Here is a 24,281-nt window from a genome sequence, read left to right as displayed (position 1 = left end):
GCCACCCCGTCCCCGCCCCCGAGTCGCCCGCCCCTCCCCCATGCCACCCTTGACCCATGCCTGAAGGCGACACCGTCTGGCAAACCGCGAAGCGCCTCCACACGGCCCTCGCGGGCAAGGCGCTGACCCGTAGCGACCTCCGCGTCCCCAAGTACGCGACGGCAGACCTCACCGGCCGCACCGTCCTTGACGTCACACCCCGGGGCAAGCACCTGCTGACCCGTATCGAGGGCGGCCTCACCCTCCACTCGCACCTGCGGATGGACGGCACCTGGAGGGTCTACGCGAACGGTCAGCGCTGGAGCGGCGGCGGCCCGGCCCACCAGATCCGCGTGATCCTCGGCACCGCCGACCGCACGGCCGTCGGCTACCGCCTCCCCGTCCTGGAACTCCTCCGCACGACCGAAGAACACCGCGCCGTGGGCCACCTCGGCCCCGACCTCCTGGGCCCCGACTGGAACCCGGAGCTGGCCCTGGCCAACCTTCTCGCGGACCCTGCCCGTCCTCTCGGCGAGGCCCTGCTCGACCAGCGCAACCTGGCAGGCATCGGCAACATCTACAAAAGCGAACTCTGCTTCCTGCTCGGCGCCACCCCCTGGCTCCCCATCGGCGCGCTCCCCGCCGACCGCGCCGCCAAGCTCCCCGCCATCGCCAAGTTGCTCCTGGAAGCCAACCGCGACCGCCCCGTCCGCAACACCACAAGCCCCGTCACGAACAGCTCCCCGAACCAAACCCGCCTCACAGCCCCAGCCGCCCACACCCCCGACCTCTTCGTCTACGGCCGCGCACCCCGCCCCTGCCTCCGCTGCGACACCCCCATCCGCACGGCCGACCAGGGAGACGGCTCCCGCGACCGCCCCACCTACTGGTGCCCGACCTGCCAGGTGGGGCCCGCACCGGGCCCCACCTCACACCGCAAAACTCAGCACCGTACGACTAATTGACGACCCGTCAGAAACCCTCGTACGGTCGCTTCATGCCCGTCAAGGCGTACGACCTCACCGGACGCACCGCTTTCGTCACCGGCGCCGCCAGCGGTATCGGCCGCGCATCCGCCGTACTGCTCGCCGAGACGGGCGCCACCGTGCACTGCGCCGACCGCGACGCACAGGGGCTGCACGAGACAGCGACCCTGATCAAGGACAAGGGCGGCACCGCCCTCACTCACCACCTGGACGTCACCGACCGCGCGCAGGTCAAGCAGGCCGTCCAGTCCTGCGAGGACCTGCATGTGATGGCCGCGGTCGCCGGGATCATGCACAGCAGCACCGTGCTGGAGACCCGGGACGAGGATCTCGACCGGGTACTGGACGTCAACTTCAAGGGCGTCCTGTACGCCTGCCAGGAGGCGGCCCGGCTGATGCTCGACCGCGGCACCAGGGGCAGCATCGTCACCATGGCCTCGGGCGCGATCGACACCGGAGGAGCCGGGCTGCTCTGCTACAGCGCGGCGAAGGCGGCCGTCGTCCAACTGACGAAGACGCTCGCGACGGAGCTGGGCCGGCACGGCATCCGCGTCAACGCGGTCGCGCCGGGCTGGATCCGCACACCCATGACCGACCACCACGAGGCCGAGGCACAGGCCCGTACCGAGGCACTGATGGTCCGGCTGTCGCCGCTGGGCCGGGTGGGCGAGCCGGAGGACATCGCTCACGCCGTACTGCATCTGGCGTCGGACGCGTCGTCGTTCACGACGGGCCAGATCCTCCGCCCGAACGGCGGCGTCGCGATGCCTTGGTAGCAACCACCGCCTCAGCGCCCGGCGACGGTCCGGCGCCCGGCTAGGGGCCGGTATCCGGCGATGACCCGGCGCCTGGCGGCGGTCCGACGCCCGACGACGACTCAGCGACCGGCGATGCTCCAGTATCTGACCGCGGCCCATGGCCTGCCGACGCCCCTGCACCGGACGGCGCTCCGGTACCCGGCGGCGTTCCGACACCCGACGACAACTCAGCACCCGGCGATGCTCCAGTACCCGGCGGCGTTCCGACGTCCAACGACACGGCACCCGGCGACGACCCGGCGTCTGGCAGCGGCCCACCACCCGCCGATGCCCCTGTGCCGGACGATGCTCCAGCACCTGGCGACAGTCCGACACCCGACGACGACCCGACCCCTGAGAGCGGCCCAACGTCCGCCAACGCCCCGCCGTCGGACGACGCTCCGGCACCCGCCGACACCCCGCCGACCGGCGTGACAAACACCCGCCAGGCCACCCGCCACCGCCCCATGGCCACCGCCCCCGCCGCCCGGGCCTTGGGCATGCAGTGCACCGGAAGCAGACTCAGCCCCCACCCCCCGGCCGCCACGGCCCCCTCCAGCGCGCCCGCGTGCGGCGTCAGCGCGAGCCGCAGTACGGCCCACCACCACACCGCGCCGAGCACCGGCGCGAGCCCCCAGCGTGCTATCCGCCCCGCCATGGCCCCACCTCCAGCCCGACGCCAGAACGTCACGGTCACCCGCAAGGAGGGCGCATCGACGGCACACGGACGCACCATCCGCCGCACCTCACCGCACCACTCGCCTCAACCATGACCGCACCGCGCCACACCGGCAAACGGACCGCTCCACAGCCGTACAGGACACCAGGCACCCGACCGAACGCCGACACCCGCCACCACTGCACCCCACACCACCCCGCCCCAACGCGAAAACCCCGACCGCGCCTCCCCAGGTCTCCCTGGAGAAGCCCCGGCCGGGGCCCGCACACATGCACGAGGCAGGTCAGCGCCTCATCGGTCTCAGCAGCGTGAGCGTCACGCGGCGACCACGTCCACCGCCTCGGCGGGGGCCTTGATGGTCACCCGTTCCGGTGGCACACCGGTCACCGATACGGAACCCAGCATCGGACGTACCGACGTGGGCACGGAATTGGTGGCCGCAGCAGACTGGGCCAGCTCGGCGAGAGCGAGCTCGTCGCTGACTTCCCGCATGAGCTCGGACATCCGTACGTCCAACGCGTCGCAGATGGCGGAGAGCAGCTCGGAGGATGCCTCCTTCTGCCCCCGCTCCACCTCGGAGAGATAGCCGAGTGAGACTCGGGCGGACGAGGAGACTTCGCGCAGAGTACGGCCCTGGCGCTGGCGCTGCCGACGCAGCACGTCACCCAGCAGGCGACGGAGCAGAATCATCGGTGGCTCCCTCCTCGGTCCGCGTAGCCGCATCCTTCTCGCCCCACCGTACCGCCTTGCGCCGCGGCCGTGCGGGGAGCGATGTCGTGTTCACTCAGGGCTGCAAACATCAAAACCCCCCGTTCTGTTCCGTATCCTGTGCCCGCTCATTCCCGGTCTGTTCGCTCACGAGCCGCTCCAGAAGCAGCGCGAGTACGCTCCGTACACTCTCCATACGAATTTCCGCCCGGCCGCCGTTCAACCGCAGCGCGGCCACTTTCCCGCCACCGAGAGCATCCGATTCCGGTCCGGAGGGGCCGTCCACGGCGATGAAAACGGTGCCTACGGGCTGTCCGTCCTGCGGCTCCGGGCCCGCCACACCGGTCGTCGCGATGCCCCAGTCGGCGCCGAGCGCCTTCCGCACTCCGGCCGCCATCTGGGCCGCGACCTGCGCATCCACCGCTCCCCGCTCGGTCAGCAGGGTGGCGTCGACCCCGAGCAGCTCATGCTTCAGCTCGGTGGCGTAGGCGGTGACCGAACCACGGAAGGCCTTGGAGGCTCCGGGCACCGATGTGATCTCCGCCGCAACCAGACCACCGGTGAGCGACTCGGCGACAGCGAGCGTCGCACCGCTCACGGTCAGTAGTCGCACCACTTCAGTGGCCGTGGAACTCACGCTTCCGTCTCCTCCGACGCCGCCCTGCGCTCGGCGATTCCCTGCCTGCGCAACACAATGGCCTGTCTCACATAGTCGAGCCCGGTCAGCACGGTCAGCACGACCGCCGCCGCCATCACCCAGAACCGCAGAGTGGCCAGCCATCCCGTCAGCGCCAGCACATACATCCCTACCGCGATGCCCTGTGTGAGCGTCTTCAGCTTGCCGCCGCGCGACGCGGGAATGACGCCGTACCGGATGACAAGAAAACGCAGCAGCGTGATCCCGAGTTCCCGGCCGAGGATGACGACGGTCACCCACCACGGCAGATCGCCGAGGGAGGACAGACAGATCAGCGCCGCACCCATGATCGCCTTGTCGGCGATGGGGTCGGCGATCTTCCCGAAGTCGGTGACGAGGTCGTAGGTCCGCGCCAGATGGCCGTCGAAAAGGTCGGTGATCATGGCGATGGCGAACGCCGCCCAGGCGAACGAGCGCATCGCCGGGTCGTACCCGCCGTCGGCCAGCATCAGGGCGACGAAGCCGGGGACGAGCAGCAGCCGGAGCATGGTCAGGAAGTTGGCGATGTTCCAAACGCTCGCCTGGTTGACGGCAGCGGCCACAACCTTCGCACCGCGCGCCGGCCTCGGACCACCGGGCAGACCTGCCTCGACCACACCGGACGAGGCACTACCGACCGAGGCACTGTCAAGCGAAGCACTGCCAACCGAGCCACCGCCGGCCGAAGCGCCCCCGGAGGAGGAGGCGCCACCGGAGACACTGCCCGACATCGCGCCGGAAGGGGCGCCACCGGAGGCCGCACCGGAACCCGCGCTCGCGGGCGCGCCGTTCGCGCTGGAGGTGCCGCCCGCCGCCGATGCCGGGACTCCGGTCATCTGCCCGCCTCCTCACTACACGCGAGCGAGCCCAGGAGCGGCTCGGCCACCAGGTCGACACCTTCCGTACCGACCACCTTCGCCTCGACCATACGGCCGACGCTCAGGCCTTCGCCGCTCGTGAGCAGCACCTGGCCGTCCGTCTCCGGAGCCTGGTGCTCGCCGCGGCCGTAGGCGCCGTCCTCGGAGTCCACCGACTCGACCAGCACGTGCACGGTCTCACCGACGCGCTCCTCCGCACGCTGCGAGACGAGCTCCTCGGCCAGCCGCGAGATGTGCGCGAGGCGCGCGTCCACGACGTCCTGGTCGAGCTTCTTGTCGTACGTCGCCGCCTCCGTGCCCTCCTCGTCGGAGTAGCCGAAGACGCCGATGGCGTCCAGGCGCGCGCCGTTCAGGAAGCGCTCCAGTTCGGCGAGGTCGGCCTCGGTCTCGCCGGGGAAGCCGACGATGAAGTTCGAGCGGACGCCGGCCTGCGGGGCCTTGGAGCGGATGGTGTCGAGCAGTTCGAGGAAGCGGTCGGTGTCGCCGAAGCGGCGCATGGAGCGCAGCACGTCGGGCGCGGAGTGCTGGAAGGACAGGTCGAAGTAGGGCGCGATCTTCGGTGTGGAGGTGAGCACGTCGATGAGCCCGGGGCGCATCTCGGCCGGCTGGAGGTAGCTCACCCGCACGCGCTCCAGGCCGTCGATGTCCGCCAGCTCGGGCAGCAGCGACTCCAGGAGGCGGATGTCGCCCAGGTCCTTGCCGTAGGAAGTGTTGTTCTCGGAGACCAGCATGACCTCCTTGACGCCCTGTTCGGCCAGCCAGCGGGTCTCGTTCAGTACGTCGCTGGGGCGGCGGGAGATGAAGGAGCCGCGGAAGGACGGGATGGCGCAGAAGGAGCAGCGCCGGTCGCAGCCGGAGGCGAGCTTCACCGAGGCGACCGGGGAGCCGTCCAGGCGGCGGCGCAGGGGTGCGCGGGGGCCCGAGGCGGGCGCGAGGCCGTCCGGGAGGTCGACCGGGCCGTGGCCGGGCAGCGCGACGTCGGCGGCGGACTCCTGTCGGTCGGCGGGGCTGATCGGCAGCAGCTTGCGGCGGTCGCGCGGGGTGTGCGAGGCGTGGATGCCGCCGTTCAGGATGGTCTGCAGGCGGTCGGAGATGTCGGCGTAGTCGTCGAAGCCGAGCACGCCGTCGGCCTCGGGCAGCGCCTCGGCGAGCTCCTTGCCGTACCGCTCGGCCATGCAGCCCACCGCGACGACGGCCTGCGTTCTGCCATGACCCTTGAGGTCATTGGCTTCCAGGAGGGCGTCGACGGAGTCCTTCTTGGCGGCCTCGACGAAGCCACAGGTGTTGACGACGGCGACGTCCGCGTCCTCGGCGTTCTCCACGAGTTGCCAGCCGTCCGCCTCCAAGCGGCCTGCGAGCTCCTCCGAGTCCACCTCGTTACGGGCGCAGCCAAGAGTGACGAGTGCGACGGTACGGCGTTCAGGCATGGGCTCAAGACTACTTCGTCCCACTGACACCCCACGTCGAAGGGGTTGGCCGATCTTGGCCAACCCCTTGAACAGTCACCCCGTAGGACCTCTTGCCGGACCGCTTATCCGACTTCGGGGTCGCCCTTGGTGTAGGTGAGGCGCTCCACCGCTCCGGGCTGGAAGTCGTCCTCGATCTTCTTGCCGTTGACGTAGAGCTGGATCACACCGGCGTCGCCGAGGATCAGGTTGACCTTCGAGCTGTCCTGGAAGGTCTTGGACTCGCCCTTCTTGAGGAGCCCGTCGAAGAGCATCCGGCCGTTGTGGTCCTTGGCGGAGATCCAACTGCGGCCGTCGACCGCACTCACCTGGACCGTCACCTTGTCCTGGGGCGCGGCGGCGATGGCACTGTCGGAGGGATCGGACTTGGGTGTGGCGGAGTCGGTGGTCGAGGGCTTGGGCGCGGCGGGCTTGCTGGCGCTGGGCGTGGCTCCCTGGGTGACCTGTGACGCGGCGTCAGTGTCACTGTCGCCGCCCTTGAACGCCGTGAAGCCGACGAAGCCGACCACGGCGACGATCGCGGCGACCATGGCCGCGGTCCAGTTGGGGCCCCGTCGCTCGGGACGGATGCGTTCCGCCTCGAAGAGGGGCGCCGCCGGCGTCGGGGCCGGGCGTCCGCCGTGGTCGTCGTCGTAGCGCGCGAGAAGCGGTGCGGGATCGATGTGGACGGCCTTGGCGAGGGTCCTGATGTGCCCGCGGGCGTAGACGTCACCGCCGCAGGGCGTGAAGTCGTCGGCCTCGATGGCGTGCACGATGGCGATGCGGACCCGGGTGGCACTGCTGACGTCGTCGACGGTCAGCCCGGCGGCGATACGTGCCTGCTGCAGGGCTCGGCCGACGGAAGGACGGGCTTCTTCCTCATGACCCTCTTCGGAGCGACCGTCTTCGAACGGACGCTCGTCTTCAGGGGAGTTGCCGATGGACACGGGGGCGCCTTTCGAGCGTGTAGCCACCTGTGCTGGAAGTTCAGTCTAGGGGGGGTATGAAAGGGTGGGGCAACCGGGCGGTGGGACTTTGTACGCCATCGGTATGGCCGAAGCGTCCGACGGCGGGCCAGACACGGATCCCATGGTGGGAGCCCCATCTGTCCTCTCGCTCAACTTGACGTACGGCAAAGGGAAACGGTTGCCCACTGATCTCTAACGGGTGAGTCACGGTCGGCCGCCCCCTTCGGGCAGCGCCTACCCACTCCTAGCCTTCGGACTCCCCGCGGATCACGCCGAGCACGCCGTCCAGCTCGTCAGCCTTCAGGAGCACGTCACGCGCCTTGGACCCCTCGCTGGGTCCGACGATGCCCCGGGACTCCATGAGGTCCATGAGCCGCCCGGCCTTGGCGAAGCCGACGCGCAGCTTGCGCTGGAGCATCGAGGTGGAGCCGAACTGCGTGGACACGACCAGTTCGGCCGCCTGGCAGAGCAGGTCGAGGTCGTCGCCGATGTCCTCGTCGATCTCCTTCTTCTGCTTGGTGCCGACGGTGACGTCCTCCCGGAAGACCGGGGTCATCTGGTCCTTGCAGTGCTGCACGACGGCGTGGATCTCGTCCTCGGTGACGAAGGCGCCCTGCATACGGGTGGGCTTGTTCTGACCCATCGGCAGGTACAGCCCGTCACCCTTGCCGATCAGCTTCTCCGCGCCGGGCTGGTCGAGGATGACCCGCGAGTCGGCCAGGGACGAGGTGGCGAACGCGAGCCTGGAGGGCACGTTCGCCTTGATCAGACCGGTGACGACGTCTACGGAGGGGCGCTGTGTCGCGAGCACCAGGTGGATGCCGGCCGCGCGCGCGAGCTGCGTGATGCGCACGATCGAGTCCTCGACGTCCCGCGGCGCGACCATCATCAGGTCGGCCAGCTCGTCGACGATCACCAGGAGGTACGGATAGGTCTTGAGCTCCCGCTCGCTGCCCTCCGGAGTCTTCAGCTTGCCGTCGCGGATCGCCTGGTTGAAGTCGTCGATGTGCCGGTACCCGAAGGCCGCGAGGTCGTCATACCTGAGGTCCATCTCGCGTACGACCCACTGGAGCGCCTCGGCGGCCCGCTTCGGGTTGGTGATGATGGGCGTGATCAGGTGCGGGATGCCTTCGTAGGCGGTCAGTTCGACGCGCTTGGGGTCGACGAGGACCATACGGACGTCCTCGGGGGTCGCCCGGCACATGATCGACGTGATCAGGCAGTTGATGCAGGACGACTTTCCGGAGCCGGTGGCGCCGGCCACCAGGATGTGCGGCATCTTCGCCATGTTGGCCATGACGTAGCCGCCCTCGACGTCCTTGCCGAGCGCGACGAGCATCGGGTGATCGTCCTCGGCGGCGTCCGCGAGGCGCAGGACGTCTCCTACGTTGACCATCTCGCGGTCCGTGTTCGGGATCTCGATGCCGACCGCGGACTTGCCGGGGATCGGGCTGATGATCCGCACATCGGGGCTGGCGACGGCGTAGGCGATGTTCTTGGTGAGGGCGGTGATCCGCTCGACCTTGACGGCGGGGCCGAGCTCGACCTCGTAGCGCGTGACCGTCGGCCCGCGCGTGAAGCCGGTGACGGCGGCGTCGACCTTGAACTCGGAGAAGACGTTCGTCAGGGAGGCGACCACGGCGTCGTTCGCGGCGCTGCGCGCCTTGCCGGGGCCCCCGCGCGTGAGGAGGTCGAGCGAGGGCAGCGAGTACGTGATGTCGCCGGAGAGCTGGAGCTGCTCGGCGCGCGGCGGCAGGTCGCGGGGCTCCTCCGGGGGCGCCTTCGTGAGGTCCATGACCTCGGCCTTGAGCTTCTCCTGCTTGGGGCGCGCGGTGGGGGCCGGAACGGGCGTCGGGACGGGCGTCGGGGTGGTGTCCTCGCGGTCGCCGCCCACCCGTACCCCCTGGGTGAGGTCGGCGACGATCGGCGAGGGCGGCATGCCGTGCAGGACGGCCCCGTCGAGCGCCGCCGCGGCGGCCGCGGCGACGTCCACGGCGTCCATGGGGCGGTGCATGTCGGGCTGGGGCACCGCGGAGCGCCTGGGGCGGCTCCGGCGCTTCGAGAGGGCGTCCTGCTCGGCGCTGTCGGGGTCGTACGCCTCGGGGGCGCTCCCGCGCTTACGGGGGCGCGCGGGCAGTGCCTCGCGCCACTGCTCGTCGTAGCGCTCGTCGTCCTCGCCGAACTCTTCCTCGTCGTCGAAGTCGTGGACGATGCCCAGCTTCACCCCGAGCAGCCGCAGGCGCTGGGGGATCGCGTTGACGGGCGTGGCCGTGACGACCAGCAGCCCGAAGACCGTGAGCAGCACGAGCAGGGGTACGGCGAGGACCTCGCCCATGGTGTAGGTCAGCGGGGTCGCCACGCCCCAGCCGATGAGCCCGCCGGCGTCCCTTATGGCCTGCATGCCGTCGCTGCGGGCGGGCGCGCCGCAGGCGATGTGGACCTGGCCGAGCACGCCGATGACGAGCGCGGACAGACCGATGACGATCCGGCCGTTGGCCTCGGGCTTCTCGGGATGGCGGATGAAGCGCACGGCGATCACCGCGAGCAGTATCGGCACGAGCAGGTCGAGGCGGCCGAAGGCGCCGGTCACCAGGATCTCGACGAGGTCGCCGACCGGGCCGCGCAGATCGGCCCAGGTACCCGCGGCGACGATCAGCGCGAGGCCGAACAGCAGCAGCGCGACGCCGTCCTTGCGGTGGGCCGGATCCAGGTTCTTCGCCCCCTGCCCTATGCCGCGGAACACCGCGCCGACGGCGTGCGCGGTGCCCAGCCAGACGGCGCGCACGAGCTTGACGATGCCCCCGGTGGGGCTGGGCGCCGGCTTGGGCGCCGGACGGGCGGTCTTCTTGGCGACCGCCTTCTTCGCGGGGGCCCTTTTCGCAGCGGCCTTCTTCGCCGGAGCCTTCGCCGGAGCAGCCCTCTTGGCGGGCTGCTTCTTGGCTGCGGAGGGACGTGGGGCCATAGGTGTGAGGTTACCTGTGGAGACGGCAGCGGACACGTGTGCCCACTGCTTCACCCGTTCGTGTCGCCCGTACGAGACCGGGAACTGACGCCGGCTCACGCACAACTGCGCCCCCGGCGGACGTCAGTTCTGCGACGGCAGCGAAGGCGCTCCGCTGCCCGTGCCCGGCTCCAGGGCGTCGAGCGCCCTGCGCAGCCCGGTGAGTTTGCGTTCGAGATGAGCCGCGGTCGCTACGGCCGCCGCGTCCGCCGACTCGTCGTCGAGCTGCTTGGACAGCGCCTCCGCCTGCTCCTCGACGGCCGCGAGCCGCGCCGACAGTTCGGCGAGCAGTCCGGCCGGTTCCTTCGCCGCACCGGCCGCGGGCTTGCCGCCGCCCTCCAACTGGAGCCGCAGCAGCGCCGCTTGCTCCCGCAACTGGCAGTTCTTCATGTAGAGCTCGACGAAGACCGAGACCTTCGCGCGCAGCACCCATGGGTCGAACGGCTTGGAGATGTAGTCGACCGCGCCCGCCGCGTAACCCCGGAAGGTGTGGTGCGGGCCGTGGTTGATCGCGGTGAGGAAGATGATCGGGATGTCCCGGGTCCGCTCCCGCCGCTTGATGTGCGCGGCGGTTTCGAAACCGTCCATGCCCGGCATCTGGACGTCCAGCAGAATGACCGCGAAGTCGTCCGTCAGCAGTGCTTTGAGCGCTTCCTCCCCGGACGATGCCCGAACCAGTGTCTGATCGAGCGCAGAGAGGATGGCCTCCAGCGCCAGCAGATTCTCCGGCCGGTCATCGACCAGGAGGATCTTGGCCTTCTGCACCATGGCCCGCCCTCCTCGCCCCGGATGTGCACCGGGCGCCGCCCCAGGGGACGACTCTCTTGCGCCGCCCGTCCTTGTGCCGGTCATGGTAGCCGCACCCCGCCTGTCGCCACACCCTGTCACCGCGATGTCACTGTGCACGAAGCAGAAACGTAGCGGGAGACCAGAAGGTTCCCCGAATCCCGTGCTTCTACACGGCTTCGGACACACTGAGTCAGCAACTCCACGTGGCCACCGAACGTTCCCCGCACCGTCCCCACCGCTTTCCCGTCGAGTCCGGCGACTTTCCCTTCGAGTCCGGTCGTTTCCGTCACTCCGGACGCATCCACTGCTCCATCACCGACAACAGGTGATCGGGGTCGACCGGCTTGGTGACGTAGTCCGAGGCGCCGGACTCGATCGCCTTCTCCCGGTCGCCCTTCATCGCCTTCGCGGTCAGCGCGATGATCGGGAGCCCGGCGAACTGCGGCATCCTACGGATCGCCGTCGTCGTCGCGTATCCGTCCATCTCGGGCATCATGATGTCCATCAGAACGACCGTCACATCGTCGTGCTGTTCCAGGACTTCGATGCCCTCACGGCCGTTCTCCGCGTACAGCACGGACAGCCCGTGCTGCTCCAGGACACTGGTCAGCGCGAAGACGTTGCGGATGTCGTCGTCGACGATCAGCACCTTCTCCCCGTTGAACCGGATCCCCCGGCGCGACGGAGGCGCACTCTCCTCGGACGCCCACTGGTCCCGTACGGTCAGCCCCAGTTGGGCGGACTGCTCGACGGCCCTGCGACGGCGCCTGAAGAGCGCGGCGGCACCGTTCTGCGTCTCGTGGTACGACTTCACCTCGGCCGGCGTCTCGATGCCCACCTCGCTCCGCTCCGACAGCTCGGCGAGCTCCGCCGCGGACGCCACCAGGTCGCCCGCCTCCAGCGCGGGCAACTGCTGGTAGCCCTGCGGGGGCAGTTCGCTCGGGTGCAGCGGCAAATACAGCGTGAACGTCGAACCACGTCCCGGTTCGCTCTGCGCATAGATCTCACCGCCGAGCAACTGCGCGATCTCCCGGGAGATCGACAGCCCGAGGCCCGTACCGCCGTACTTGCGGCTGGTCGTACCGTCCGCCTGCTTGAACGCCTCGAAGATCACCCGCATCTTGCTGCCCGCGATCCCGATCCCGGTGTCGGTCACCGAGAACGCGATCAGAGCGGCGTCCGCGTCCCGCAGCGAACCGGCCTCCAGGAGCTGCTCCCGGATCGCCACCGGAACATCCGCGCCGGCCGGCCGGATGACCAGCTCGACCGCCCCGGAGTCGGTGAACTTCACCGCGTTCGACAGCAGGTTGCGCAGCACCTGGAGCAGCCGCTGCTCGTCGGTGTGGAGCGTGGCGGGCAGTTCGGGCGACACCCGTACCGACAGATCGAGGCCCTTCTCCGCGGTCAGCGGGCGGAAAGTGGCCTCTACGTAGTCGACGAGTTGGACGAGCGCGATACGTGTCGGGGAGACGTCCATCTTGCCCGCCTCGACCTTCGACAGGTCCAGGATGTCGTTGATCAACTGGAGCAGGTCGGACCCCGCGCCGTGGATCGTCTCGGCGAACTCGACCTGCTTCGGGGAGAGGTTCCCCTCCGCGTTGTCGGCGAGCAACTTGGCCAGGATCAGCAGCGAGTTGAGCGGCGTGCGCAGCTCGTGCGACATGTTCGCGAGGAACTCGCTCTTGTAGCGCATCGACACCGCGAGCTGCTCGGCGCGCTCCTCCAGGACTTGCCGCGCCTCCTCGATCTCGGTGTTCTTGACCTCGATGTCGCGGTTCTGCTGGGCCAACAGCTCGGCCTTCTCCTCCAGTTCGGCGTTGGACGACTGGAGTGCCTTCTGCCGGTTCTCCAACTCGTCCGACCGCTCCCGGAGTTGCTCGGTCAGCTCCTGCGACTGCTTCAGCAGCACCTCGGTCTTGGTGTTGACGGAGATGGTGTTGACGCTGGTCGCGATCATCTCGGCGATCTGGTTGAGGAAGTCCTTCTGGATGTGCGTGAACGGCGTGAAGGAGGCCAGCTCGATGATGCCGAGCACCTTCCCCTCGAACAGCACCGGAAGCACGATCACCTGCGCGGGCGGCGCCTCCCCGAGCCCCGAGGAGATCTTCAGATAGCCACTGGGCGCGTTCTCCACGAGGATCGTGCGCCGCTCCTGGGCTGCCGTCCCGATCAGCGCCTCACCGGGCCTGAACGAGGTCGGCATGGAGCCCATGGAGTAGCCGTACGACCCGAGCATGCGCAGTTCGTACGCCTCCTCGCCCTCCACGTCCGCGAGCGGCAGCGCGAGGAAGAACGCGCCGTGCTGCGCCGAGACCACCGGCGTCAGCTCGCTCATGATCAGCGAAGCCACGTCGTCCAGGTCGCGGCGGCCCTGCATCAGCGCGGAGATGCGGGCGAGGTTGCCCTTGAGCCAGTCCTGCTCCTTGTTGGCGATCGTGGTGTCGCGCAGGTTGGCGATCATCTTGTTGATGTAGTCCTGGAGTTCCTGGATCTCCCCGGACGCGTCCACGTCGATCTTCAGGTTCAGGTCGCCCCGGGTCACCGCGGTCGCCACGCGCGCGATGGCACGCACCTGCCGGGTCAGGTTCCCGGCCATCTCGTTCACCGACTCGGTGAGGTCGCGCCAGGTGCCGTCGACGTCACGCACGCGTGCCTGTCCGCCCAACTGGCCCTCGGTACCCACCTCGCGGGCGACCCGGGTGACCTCCTCGGCGAAACTGGACAACTGGTCGACCATGGTGTTGATCGTCGTCTTGAGTTCGAGGATCTCGCCGCGGGCGTCGATGTCGATCTTCTTGGTCAGGTCGCCCTTGGCGATGGCCGTGGTGACCATCGCGATGTTGCGCACCTGACCGGTCAGGTTGGACGCCATGCCGTTCACCGAGTCGGTGAGGTCCTTCCACGTCCCCGCGACGCCCGGCACATGCGCCTGACCGCCCAGGATCCCGTCCGTACCCACCTCGCGGGCCACCTTGGTGACCTGGTCGGCGAACGAACTCAGCGTCTTCACCATGGTGTTGAAGGTGTCGGCGAGCTGCTGGACCTCGCCGCGCGCCTCGATCGTCACCGTGCGCGTGAGGTCGCCGTTGGCGACGGCCGCCGCGACCTGGGAGATGTTCCGCACCTGCACGGTCAGGTTGTTGGCCATCAGGTTGACGTTGCCGCTGAGGTCCTTCCAGATGCCCGTGATGCCCGGCACGTGCGCCTGGCCGCCCAGGATGCCCTCGGTGCCCACCTCGCGGGCCACCCGGGTCACCTGCTCGGCGAACGACGACAGTTGATCGACCATGGTGTTGACCGTCGTGACGAGCTCAAGGATCTCGCCCTTGGCGTCAACAGTGATCTTCTTGGAGAGGTCGCCCTTGGCGACGGCGGTCGTGACCTCGGCGATCTGGCGCACCTGGATGGTCAGGTTGTTCGCCATGAAGTTCACCGACTGCGTGAGGTCCTTCCAGGTGCCGGAGACACCCTGTACCTCGGCCTGGCCGCCCAACTGCCCCTCGGTGCCCACCTCGCGGGCCACTCGCGTGACCTCCTCGGCGAACGAGGAGAGCTGGTCGACCATCGTGTTCAGGGTGTTCTTCAGCTCCAGGATCTCGCCGCGCGCGTCCACGGTGATCTTCTGGGACAGGTCACCCCGGGCCACCGCCGTCGCGACCTGCGCGATGTTGCGGACCTGCGCGGTGAGGTTGCCGGCCATGCCGTTCACGGAGTCGGTCAGGTCGCGCCACACACCGGCGACACCCGGCACCTGCGCCTGCCCGCCCAGACGGCCCTCCGTGCCCACCTCGCGGGCCACCCGGGTCACCTGGTCGGCGAAGGCGGAGAGCTGGTCGACCATCGTGTTGATGGTGTTCTTCAGCTCCAGGATCTCGCCGCGCGCGTCCACGTCGATCTTCTGGGACAGGTCACCCTGGGCCACCGCCGTGGTCACCTGGGCGATGTTGCGCACCTGGGAAGTCAGGTTCCCGGCCATCGAGTTGACGGAGTCGGTGAGTTCCTTCCAGGTGCCCGAGACGCCGTCGACGCGCGCCTGGCCGCCGAGACGGCCCTCCGTACCCACGTCCCGGGCCATGCGGGTCACCTGGTCGGCGAACGACGACAGTTGGTCGACCATCGTGTTGACGGTGTTCTTCAACTGAAGCATCTCGCCGGAGACATCGACGGTGACCTTCTGCGACAGGTCGCCGTTGGCCACGGCCGTCGTCACCTGCGCGATGTTGCGCACCTGGCCGGTGAGGTTGCGGAACGCGGTGTTGACCGAGTCGGTCAAGTCCTTCCAGGTACCGGCCGCCCCCGGCACCTGTGCCTGGCCGCCCAGTTCACCCTCGACACCGATCTCGCGCGCCACGCGCGTGACCTCGGCACCGAACGAGGACAGTTGATCGACCATCCCGTTGACGGTGTTCTTCAGTTCGAGCATCTCGCCGGCCACGTTCACGGTGACCTTCTGGGACAGGTCTCCGCTCGCCACGGCGGTCGTCACGGCGGCGATGTCCCGCACCTGGATCGTCAGGTTCCGGAAGACCGTGTTCACCGAATCGGTGAGGTCCTTCCACGTCCCCGCCGCACCCGGCACGTTCGCCTGCCCGCCGAGCTGCCCCTCGGCACCTACTTCGTTGGCCACGCGCGTGACCTCGTCGGCGAAGGTGCGCAGCGTCTCGGTCATCTGGTTGATCGTCTCGGCGAGCTGGGCGACCTCGCCCCGCGCCGACACGGTCACCTTCTGCGACAGGTCACCGTTGGCCACAGCGGTCGTCACCTGGGCGATCCCGCGCACCTGGGCCGTCAGGTTGCCGGCCATGATGTTCACCGAGTCGGTGAGGTCTTTCCACACCCCGGCCACACCCGGAACCTGCGCCTGGCCGCCCAGCTCGCCCTCGGTGCCCACCTCGCGGGCGACTCGCGTCACCTCGGAGGAGAACGAGGAGAGTTGGTCCACCATCGTGTTGACGGTGTTCTTGAGTTCCAGCATCTCGCCGGCGACATGGACCGTGACCTTCCGGGACAGGTCCCCCTTGGCGACCGCCGTGGTCACCAGCGCGATGTCCCGCACCTGGGCCGTCAACCGGTACGCCATCGTGTTGACGGACTCCGTGAGGTCCTTCCACGAGCCGGACATGCCACGCACGCGTGCCTGCCCGCCGAGCTTGCCCTCGGTGCCCACCTCGCTGGCCACACGCGTGACCTCGTCGGTGAACGTCGACAACTGGTCGACCAGGTTGTTGACGGTCCGCCCGACCTTCAGGAACTCCCCGCGCAACGGATGCCCGGTCCCGTCCGGCGCCTGCGTCCGCAGCTCCATGCGCGGCGACAGATCACCCTCCGCCACCGCGGAGAGCACCCGTCCGACCTCGGAGACGGGCCGTACGAGGTCGTCCACGAGCGCGTTGGAGGCGTCGATGGCCGACGCCCAGGAACCCTCGCAGGCGCCCGTCTCCAGCCGCTCCGTGAGCTTTCCCTCACGGCCCACCACCCGCCGCACCCGGGACAGCTCACCCGTGAGGTGCAGATTGCGGTCGGCCACCTCGTTGAACACGGCGGCGATCTCCGACATCACGCCGTCGCCGGACACCGTGAGCCGCTTGCGGAAGTTCCCGTCCCGCATGGCGACAAGAGCCGTCAGCAGCCGGTCCAAGGACGCCGCGTCCACTTCCGTGGTCCCATTGCGCGGTTTGCGCTGGTTCTTCAGGGACTGTCCGCCTTTCGCGCGCGTCTTGGTGGCCCGCGTCGCTGCGCCAGACTCCACTGTGTCCCTCCCGCAGGGGTCGACCGTTACTGCTGTGCTGAGGTGCTACTGCTCGGCGTATCAGTTACTGCCGCGTATCTCTGCCCGGTTTACCGGGCTTCAACAAGGCCCGCTGTCCGCCATACACAGAAGACACCAGCCTGCCCGGACCTTCTCCAGAATCCTGCCCAGTGTTTCACCCTGCCTGAACCAGGCCATAACAGTTCGGCAGCTTCGCACACGGTCCGCACACCCTGAGGACGGAAACACTGCGGACCGGCATCCGCATGGACGGTGAAGGTAAGTAACCTTGCATGCGGCTGTCCAGCCGCGCCGGTTCCGTCCGGCCTGGGCGGTGGCACGAGCACGAGCGGGCAGGCATCGGAGGGGCACCGCACCATGACCACCGGACTGCATCCTGGGGGAACGCCCCAGGATCCCCCGCCGACCGGAAACCAGCCGGTGCCCCGGCAGGCGCCGATCGGCCATGGTGACCTGCCCGCCGACAACAGGCCGAGGAGTTCTGTGATCACCGCGCGCGCGGCCGCCAGCTTCGAGCCCGTCGGACGATCGGTCGCCACCGCGCGGTCCTTCGTCCGCGACACCCTGCAGGGCTGGGGCTTCGCCGACATCGTCGACGACGCCGTGGTCCTCACCAGCGAGCTGGTGACCAACGCCGTGGTCCACGCGGGCACGGCCGCGGATGTTCTGTGCCTACGGAGTGACGACGGCGCGAGGATCGAAGTCGCCGACCACTACCCGGAGCGCGAAATCCCCCTCCAGGGGGCCGCGATCACCATGAGCAGCCCCGACCGCGAGGGCGGTCGCGGCCTCCAGTTGTGCGCCGCCCTGGCCAGCCGCTGGGGCGTCGACTACACCCCCACCAAGAAACTGGTCTGGTTCCAACTCGACCTCCCCGCCCGCCCGGTGGGCACCCGCACGGCCGGCCCGTCCCTGCCGTCCGCCCTGCTCCCCCTTGCCGACGGCAGGGTCCGCGTCGCGGTCGTTCAGATCGACCGTACGGGCTCCATCGCGTCCTGGAACGAGGACGCCGAGGAACTCTTCGGCTACGCCGCCGAGCAGGTCACCGGCAAGCCCCTCACCGACCTCGCCGCCTGGCCGCACACCCCGGGCACCAGCACCGGCATCGCGGAGGCCCTCCGCCTCTCCCGCTGGGAGGGCACCTACGGCATCCGCGGCGCCGACGGCCGCGTGACCCCGGTCTACGCCTCCCACCTCCGCGTCCGCGACACGGACGGCGAGCCGTCAACCGTGTGCCTCCTGGTGAGGGACCACGAACGCGCGGTTCTGCAGACCCCGTTGCGCGGCCCGGCCCCCGACGCGGCGTCCACCCCGGACGGCCAGAACACCGACCCCTTCGAGGTGTTCATCGGCTCCCCCGCGCCGGACGACCTCGATGGCCTCCTCCAGCGCACGGTCGAACGCGCCCGCGACATGCTCGACGGAGACTCCGCCTTCCTCCTCCTCGCGACTGACGACGAAACGGAGTTGGAGGTCCGCGCCTCCACCGGCCTGCCCTCCGCACGCCAACGCTTCGCGCGCGTGCCCGTCGAAGCCGGCCCCGGCCGCTACGGCTCCGCCCGCATGCCGGCCGTCCACGAGGACCTCCAGGCCGTCCCGGGCGCCGTACCGCTCCTCAGCGGCACCGGAATGCGCTCGGTCGTCACGGTCCCCCTGAAGGTGGAGGGCCGCCTCACCGGCTCCCTGGGAGTGGCCGCCGAAGGCCCCAACAAGTACTCGAACGAAGAAGCGCTACGCCTCCAATTCGCCGCCGACCGCATCGCGTTGGCGGTCGAGTCGGCCCGCCTGGGCGAACTGGAACGCCTGCGCCGCGGCTCGCTCAGCTTCCTGGTCGAGGCCTCCGACCTCCTCGCCGGCACCCTGGACCGCGACCAAACCCTGGCCCTCATGGCCCAGATGACGGTTCCGACCCTCGCCACCTGGTGCGCGGTCTACACGATCGCCGACCAGGCCTCGGACCCGTACCTCTCGTACGTCCTGCACGAGGACGAGGAACTCATCGACGGCATCAAGTCGTTGCTCTCGAAGATCGCCCCTCCGGATCCGGTCCCCACCCCCGGCGCCCGCGTCTGGGCCGCCCCCGCCGAGGCGGCCCACCAGGCCGCCCTGCGCACCTCCATGCGCAGCCTCGGCCTCGGCGAACCAACCCGCCGCGTCAGCTCAGGCATCGGCCCAACTCTCGCCACGGCCTCGGCAGTCGGCGGCGAGACGGTCGTCCTCCCCCTGGTCGCCCGCAACCGCGTCATCGGCATGCTGACCCTCGGCAAACCCACCGACGAACACTTCCGCCAGGAAATCCTCGAACTGGCCGAGGACTTGAGCCGCCGAGCCGCCCTCGCCCTCGACAACGCCCGCCTGTACTCGGAGCGCACGGCCATCAGCCAGTCCCTCCAGCGCAGCCTCCTGCCCCCCGATCTCCCGCACATCGAGGGCGTCGAGGTCGAGGTCATCTACCGCGCGGCCGGCGAGGGCAACGAAGTAGGCGGCGACTTCTACGACTTGTTCCCCATCCGCGACGGCGTCTACGGCTTCGCCATCGGCGACGTCTGCGGCACCGGCCCCGAGGCCGCCGCGGTCACCGGCCTGGCCCGCCACGCCCTCCGCCTGCTCGCCAGGGAGGGCTTCGGCGGCCCCGCGGTCCTGGAACGCCTCAACTCCGCGATCCTCGACGAGGGAGCCCGCAGCCGCTTCCTGACCCTCCTCTACGGCGAGTTGTGGCCCCAGGAGGACGGCAGCGCCGAACTGAAGGTGGTCTGCGCCGGCCACCCGCTCCCGCTCCGACTGCGCCAGGACGGCACGGTCGAACCGGCCGCCGAACCCCAGCCCCTCCTCGGCGTCATGGACGACCTGGAGCTCTACGAGCAGACGGTCACCCTCGACCCCGGCGACGTCCTCCTGTGCGTCACGGACGGCGTCACGGAACGCCGCGAGGGCACCCGCATGCTGGGCGACGACGGCCTCACCGACGTCCTCACGACCTGTACGGGCCTCACGGCCGGCGCGGTGGCGGCCCGCATCATGCGCGCGGTCGAACGCTTCGCGTCGGACGCCCCGTCCGACGACATGGCGATCCTCGCGATGCGCGTCCCGGGCCTCCAGAAGGACTGACCCCGAACACGCAGAAGGCCCCGCCCAATTGGGCGGGGCCTTCTGCTATCTGGAGCCCTCTAACGGAATCGAACCGTTGACCTTCTCCTTACCATGGAGACGCTCTACCGACTGAGCTAAGAGGGCCTGTCGCTTTCCCGAGGTTTCCCTCGCGGCGACGAAAAGAATCATACCCCGAACAGGCCCGTGCGCCCAACCACCGCCGCCCGACCCCGACTCGATCAGAAAGCGCGCTGCAACAGTCCCCCGAGCGCGTTGCATGCAGAAACGATCCGCTGCATCTCCCGCTTCGTCAACGAGGCGTCCACCGGCAGCGCGAGCGTCTCGTCCGCGGCCCGCTCGGTCTCCGGCAGAGCCACACACCGCCGGAACTCCGGCAGCCGGTGCACAGGCGTCTTCACCGGCACCCGGCACTCAACTCCCCTACCGCGCACGGCCCGAGCGAAGGCATCACGATCCGGCCGCCCGTTCCCCGGCACCCGCACGATGTACTGCTGGTAGGTGTGCCCGTCCCCACCATCGGGCGTCCGCACCCCGCGCAACTTCGCATCGAGATAGGCGGCCCGCTCCCGCCGCTGAGCCACCTCGTCGTACGGCGCCTCGGACTCCCCCTGCTGCAACACCAGCAGCCCATGCCGCTGCCCGACCCCGAGCAACCGCCCGACATCAGCGGACCGACCGAATCGATGTACGACAACTATCGCCGCGGTACGCGGAGTTACGGCCGCTTCGACAGCGGACGCGTCGAGGCAGTAGGTCACCGGATCTATGTCGGCGAACACCGGCAGGCCACCCGCCAGGGTGACGGCCTCGGCGACTTCCACGTTCCCGAACGCCGGCACGACGACCTCGTCACCGAGTCCGACGCCTGCGGCCCTGAGCATTGCAGCAGTACCCATGCTCGGATGGTGATTGCGCAACGTGAACTTCAAGTGACGCACAACAAAAAAGGGTTGGACCCCGAACCGAAGTTCAGGGTCCAACCCTTTCAATATTTGTTCGGCGGCGTCCTACTCTCCCACAGGGTCCCCCCTGCAGTACCATCGGCGCTGTAAGGCTTAGCTTCCGGGTTCGGAATGTAACCGGGCGTTTCCCTCACGCTATGACCACCGAAACACTATGAAACACATCAACCGCACCACTGCCGTGACCATGGCAATGGGGTTGTTCGTGGTTTCAGAACCAACACAGTGGACGCGAGCAACTGAGGACAAGCCCTCGGCCTATTAGTACCGGTCACCTCCAGCGGTTACCCGCCTTCCAGATCCGGCCTATCAACCCAGTCGTCTACTGGGAGCCTTAACCCCTCAAGGGGGTGGGAACACTCATCTCGAAGCAGGCTTCCCGCTTAGATGCTTTCAGCGGTTATCCCTCCCGAACGTAGCCAACCAGCCATGCCCTTGGCAGAACAACTGGCACACCAGAGGTTCGTCCGTCCCGGTCCTCTCGTACTAGGGACAGCCCTTCTCAATGTTCCTGCGCGCGCAGCGGATAGGGACCGAACTGTCTCACGACGTTCTAAACCCAGCTCGCGTACCGCTTTAATGGGCGAACAGCCCAACCCTTGGGACCGACTCCAGCCCCAGGATGCGACGAGCCGACATCGAGGTGCCAAACCATCCCGTCGATATGGACTCTTGGGGAAGATCAGCCTGTTATCCCCGGGGTACCTTTTATCCGTTGAGCGACGGCGCTTCCACAAGCCACCGCCGGATCACTAGTCCCGACTTTCGTCCCTGCTCGACCCGTCGGTCTCACAGTCAAGCTCCCTTGTGCACTTACACTCAACACCTGATTGCCAACCAGGCTGAGGGAACCTTTGGGCGCCTCCGTTACTCTTTAGGAGGCAACCGCCCCAGTTAAACTACCCATCAGACACTGTCCCTGATCCGGATCACGGACCCAGGTTAGACATCCAGCACGACCAGACTGGTATTTCAACGACGACTCCCCCCGAACTGGCGTCCGAGGTTCAAAGTCTCCCAGCTATCCTACACAAGCCGAACCGAACACCAATATCAAACTGTAGTAAAGGTCCCGGGGTCTTTCCGTCCTGCTGCGCGAAACGAGCATCTTTACTCGTAGTGCAATTTCACCGGGCCTATGGTTGAGACAGTCGAGAAGTCGTTACGCCATTCGTGCAGGTCGGAACTTACCCGACAAGGAATTTCGCTACCTTAGGATGGTTATAGTTACCACCGCCGTTTACTGGCGCTTAAGTTCTCAGCTTCGCCACCCCGAAGAGTGACTAACCGGTCCCCTTAACGTTCCAGCACCGGGCAGGCGTCAGTCCGTATACATCGCCTTACGGCTTCGCACGGACCTGTGTTTTTAGTAAACAGTCGCTTCTCGCTGGTCTCTGCGGCCACCCCCAGCTCATGAAGTAAATTCAATCACCGGTGATGGCCCCCCTTCTCCCGAAGTTACGGGGGCATTTTGCCGAGTTCCTTAACCATAGTTCACCCGAACGCCTCGGTATTCTCTACCTGACCACCTGAGTCGGTTTAGGGTACGGGCCGCCATGAAACTCGCTAGAGGCTTTTCTCGACAGCATAGGATCATCCACTTCACCACAATCGGCTCGGCATCAGGTCTCAGACTATGTGTGATCCGGATTTGCCTAGACCACGTCCTACACCCTTACCCCGGGACAACCACCGCCCGGGATGGACTACCTTCCTGCGTCACCCCATCACTCACCTACTGCAGGTCTGGTCCGTCGGCTCCACCACTTTCCATTCCCCGAAGGGTCCGGAACGGCTTCACGGACTTAGCATCGCCTGGTTCAATGTTTGACGCTTCACAGCGGGTACCGGAATATCAACCGGTTATCCATCGACTACGCCTGTCGGCCTCGCCTTAGGTCCCGACTTACCCTGGGCAGATCAGCTTGACCCAGGAACCCTTAGTCAATCGGCGCACACGTTTCTCACGTGTGTATCGCTACTCATGCCTGCATTCTCACTCGTGAACCGTCCACCACTAGCTTCCGCTGCGGCTTCACCCGGCACACGACGCTCCCCTACCCATCCATACAGGCGTTGGCCCTATTGCATGAATGACACGACTTCGGCGGTACGCTTGAGCCCCGCTACATTGTCGGCGCGGAATCACTAGACCAGTGAGCTATTACGCACTCTTTCAAGGGTGGCTGCTTCTAAGCCAACCTCCTGGTTGTCTCTGCGACTCCACATCCTTTCCCACTTAGCGTACGCTTAGGGGCCTTAGTCGATGCTCTGGGCTGTTTCCCTCTCGACCATGGAGCTTATCCCCCACAGTCTCACTGCCGTGCTCTCACTTACCGGCATTCGGAGTTTGGCTAAGGTCAGTAACCCGGTAGGGCCCATCGCCTATCCAGTGCTCTACCTCCGGCAAGAAACACACGACGCTGCACCTAAATGCATTTCGGGGAGAACCAGCTATCACGGAGTTTGATTGGCCTTTCACCCCTAACCACAGGTCATCCCCCAGGTTTTCAACCCTGGTGGGTTCGGTCCTCCACGAAGTCTTACCTCCGCTTCAACCTGCCCATGGCTAGATCACTCCGCTTCGGGTCTTGAGCGCGCTACTAAACCGCCCTATTCGGACTCGCTTTCGCTACGGCTTCCCCACACGGGTTAACCTCGCAACACACCGCAAACTCGCAGGCTCATTCTTCAAAAGGCACGCAGTCACGACGCACCAAGTAAACTTGATGCGCGACGCTCCCACGGCTTGTAGGCACACGGTTTCAGGTACTATTTCACTCCGCTCCCGCGGTACTTTTCACCATTCCCTCACGGTACTATCCGCTATCGGTCACCAGGGAATATTTAGGCTTAACGGGTGGTCCCGCCAGATTCACACGGGATTTCTCGGGCCCCGTGCTACTTGGGTGTCTCTCAAACGAGCCGTTAATGTTTCAGCTACGGGGGTCTTACCCTCTACGCCGGACCTTTCGCATGTCCTTCGCCTACATCAACGGTTTCTGACTCGCCTCACAGCCGGCAGACTGTGAAAGAGAGATCCCACAACCCCGTATACGCAACCCCTGCCGGGTCTCACACGCATACGGTTTGGCCTCATCCGGTTTCGCTCGCCACTACTCCCGGAATCACGGTTGTTTTCTCTTCCTGCGGGTACTGAGATGTTTCACTTCCCCGCGTTCCCTCCACACTGCCTATGTGTTCAGCAGCGGGTGACAGCCCATGACGACTGCCGGGTTTCCCCATTCGGAAACCCCCGGATCAAAGCCTGGTTGACGACTCCCCGGGGACTATCGTGGCCTCCCACGTCCTTCATCGGTTCCTGGTGCCAAGGCATCCACCGTGCGCCCTTAAAAACTTGGCCACAGATGCTCGCGTCCACTGTGCAGTTCTCAAACAACGACCAACCACCCATCACCCCGCCCTACCGGGCAAGTTCACTGGGGTCGGCACTGAAGGCGGCTTCACAGCCGTACCCTCAGACACCCAACAGCGTGCCCGGCACCGTCGCCACTCGTGATCAGCTTTCCAC

At 67.5% G+C, this 24,281-nt stretch carries 12 protein-coding genes, 1 tRNA gene and 2 rRNA genes; 3 read left to right on the top strand and 12 right to left on the bottom strand.

The features are described 5' to 3' along the window. Nucleotides 1-56: 56 nt before the first annotated feature. Nucleotides 57-944, top strand: a complete 888-nt coding sequence (locus tag OG223_RS38340; protein WP_329258922.1) for an Fpg/Nei family DNA glycosylase — start codon at nt 57-59, stop codon at nt 942-944. Between the two features lie 32 nt (nt 945-976). Further along, complete coding sequence (locus OG223_RS38335) at nt 977-1,741, top strand: SDR family NAD(P)-dependent oxidoreductase (protein ID WP_329258919.1); 765 nt, start codon at nt 977-979, stop codon at nt 1,739-1,741. Nucleotides 1,742-2,756: 1,015 nt separating this feature from the next. On the opposite strand, the gene OG223_RS38325 is transcribed toward OG223_RS38335, so the two are convergent. From OG223_RS38325 to OG223_RS38290, 8 genes are all read right to left on the bottom strand, one after another. After that, nucleotides 2,757-3,131, bottom strand: coding sequence for a helix-turn-helix domain-containing protein (locus tag OG223_RS38325; RefSeq protein WP_317886675.1), 375 nt, complete (start codon nt 3,129-3,131; stop codon nt 2,757-2,759). Between the two features lie 109 nt (nt 3,132-3,240). After that, entirely contained in the window at nt 3,241-3,786 is a 546-nt protein-coding gene (locus OG223_RS38320; RefSeq protein WP_329258914.1) for a CinA family protein, read from the bottom strand. After that, entirely contained in the window at nt 3,783-4,661 is an 879-nt protein-coding gene (gene pgsA, locus OG223_RS38315) for a CDP-diacylglycerol--glycerol-3-phosphate 3-phosphatidyltransferase (RefSeq protein ID WP_329258911.1), read from the bottom strand. The genes OG223_RS38320 and pgsA overlap by 4 nt, the downstream gene beginning before the upstream one ends. Then, nucleotides 4,658-6,130 (bottom strand): 30S ribosomal protein S12 methylthiotransferase RimO, encoded by a 1,473-nt coding sequence (gene rimO, locus OG223_RS38310; RefSeq protein WP_329258909.1) that lies wholly within the window; start codon nt 6,128-6,130, stop codon nt 4,658-4,660. The genes pgsA and rimO overlap by 4 nt, the downstream gene beginning before the upstream one ends. 104 nt (nt 6,131-6,234) lie before the next feature. Next, nucleotides 6,235-7,095: a helix-turn-helix domain-containing protein gene (locus tag OG223_RS38305; protein WP_329258906.1), complete on the bottom strand. Its 861-nt coding sequence runs from the start codon at nt 7,093-7,095 to the stop codon at nt 6,235-6,237. Between the two features lie 265 nt (nt 7,096-7,360). Beyond that, the gene (locus tag OG223_RS38300; RefSeq protein WP_329258904.1) at nt 7,361-10,078 is read right to left on the bottom strand and encodes a DNA translocase FtsK; all 2,718 of its coding nucleotides are present in this window, start codon (nt 10,076-10,078) and stop codon (nt 7,361-7,363) included. A gap of 123 nt (nt 10,079-10,201) precedes the next feature. After that, on the bottom strand, nt 10,202-10,885 hold the full coding sequence (locus OG223_RS38295; RefSeq protein ID WP_200690152.1) for a response regulator: 684 nt from the start codon (nt 10,883-10,885) through the stop codon (nt 10,202-10,204). A 307-nt stretch (nt 10,886-11,192) separates the two neighbouring features. Next, a complete protein-coding gene (locus tag OG223_RS38290; protein ID WP_329258899.1) occupies nt 11,193-16,655 on the bottom strand; it encodes a HAMP domain-containing protein in 5,463 nt (1,820 codons plus the stop codon). 378 nt (nt 16,656-17,033) lie between these two features. Between OG223_RS38290 and OG223_RS38285 the strand changes: the two genes are divergently transcribed. After that, on the top strand, nt 17,034-19,784 hold the full coding sequence (locus OG223_RS38285) for a SpoIIE family protein phosphatase (RefSeq protein WP_329258896.1): 2,751 nt from the start codon (nt 17,034-17,036) through the stop codon (nt 19,782-19,784). 50 nt (nt 19,785-19,834) lie between these two features. On the opposite strand, the gene OG223_RS38280 is transcribed toward OG223_RS38285, so the two are convergent. The 4 genes from OG223_RS38280 to OG223_RS38265 form a co-directional block, all read right to left on the bottom strand. Continuing rightward, nucleotides 19,835-19,910 (bottom strand) — tRNA-Thr (locus OG223_RS38280). Nucleotides 19,911-20,005: 95 nt separating this feature from the next. Further along, complete coding sequence (locus OG223_RS38275) at nt 20,006-20,668, bottom strand: DegT/DnrJ/EryC1/StrS family aminotransferase (RefSeq protein ID WP_329265695.1); 663 nt, start codon at nt 20,666-20,668, stop codon at nt 20,006-20,008. Between the two features lie 113 nt (nt 20,669-20,781). Then, nucleotides 20,782-20,898, bottom strand: a 5S ribosomal RNA gene (gene rrf, locus OG223_RS38270). Nucleotides 20,899-20,990: 92 nt separating this feature from the next. Beyond that, a 23S ribosomal RNA gene (locus OG223_RS38265) occupies nt 20,991-24,113 on the bottom strand. Between the last annotated feature and the right edge of the window lie 168 nt (nt 24,114-24,281).

Origin of the sequence: Streptomyces sp. NBC_01478 (assembly GCF_036227225.1) — a bacterium.
In the GTDB taxonomy this organism is placed as follows: domain Bacteria; phylum Actinomycetota; class Actinomycetes; order Streptomycetales; family Streptomycetaceae; genus Streptomyces.
This window is presented reverse-complemented; position numbering and strand designations above follow the sequence as displayed.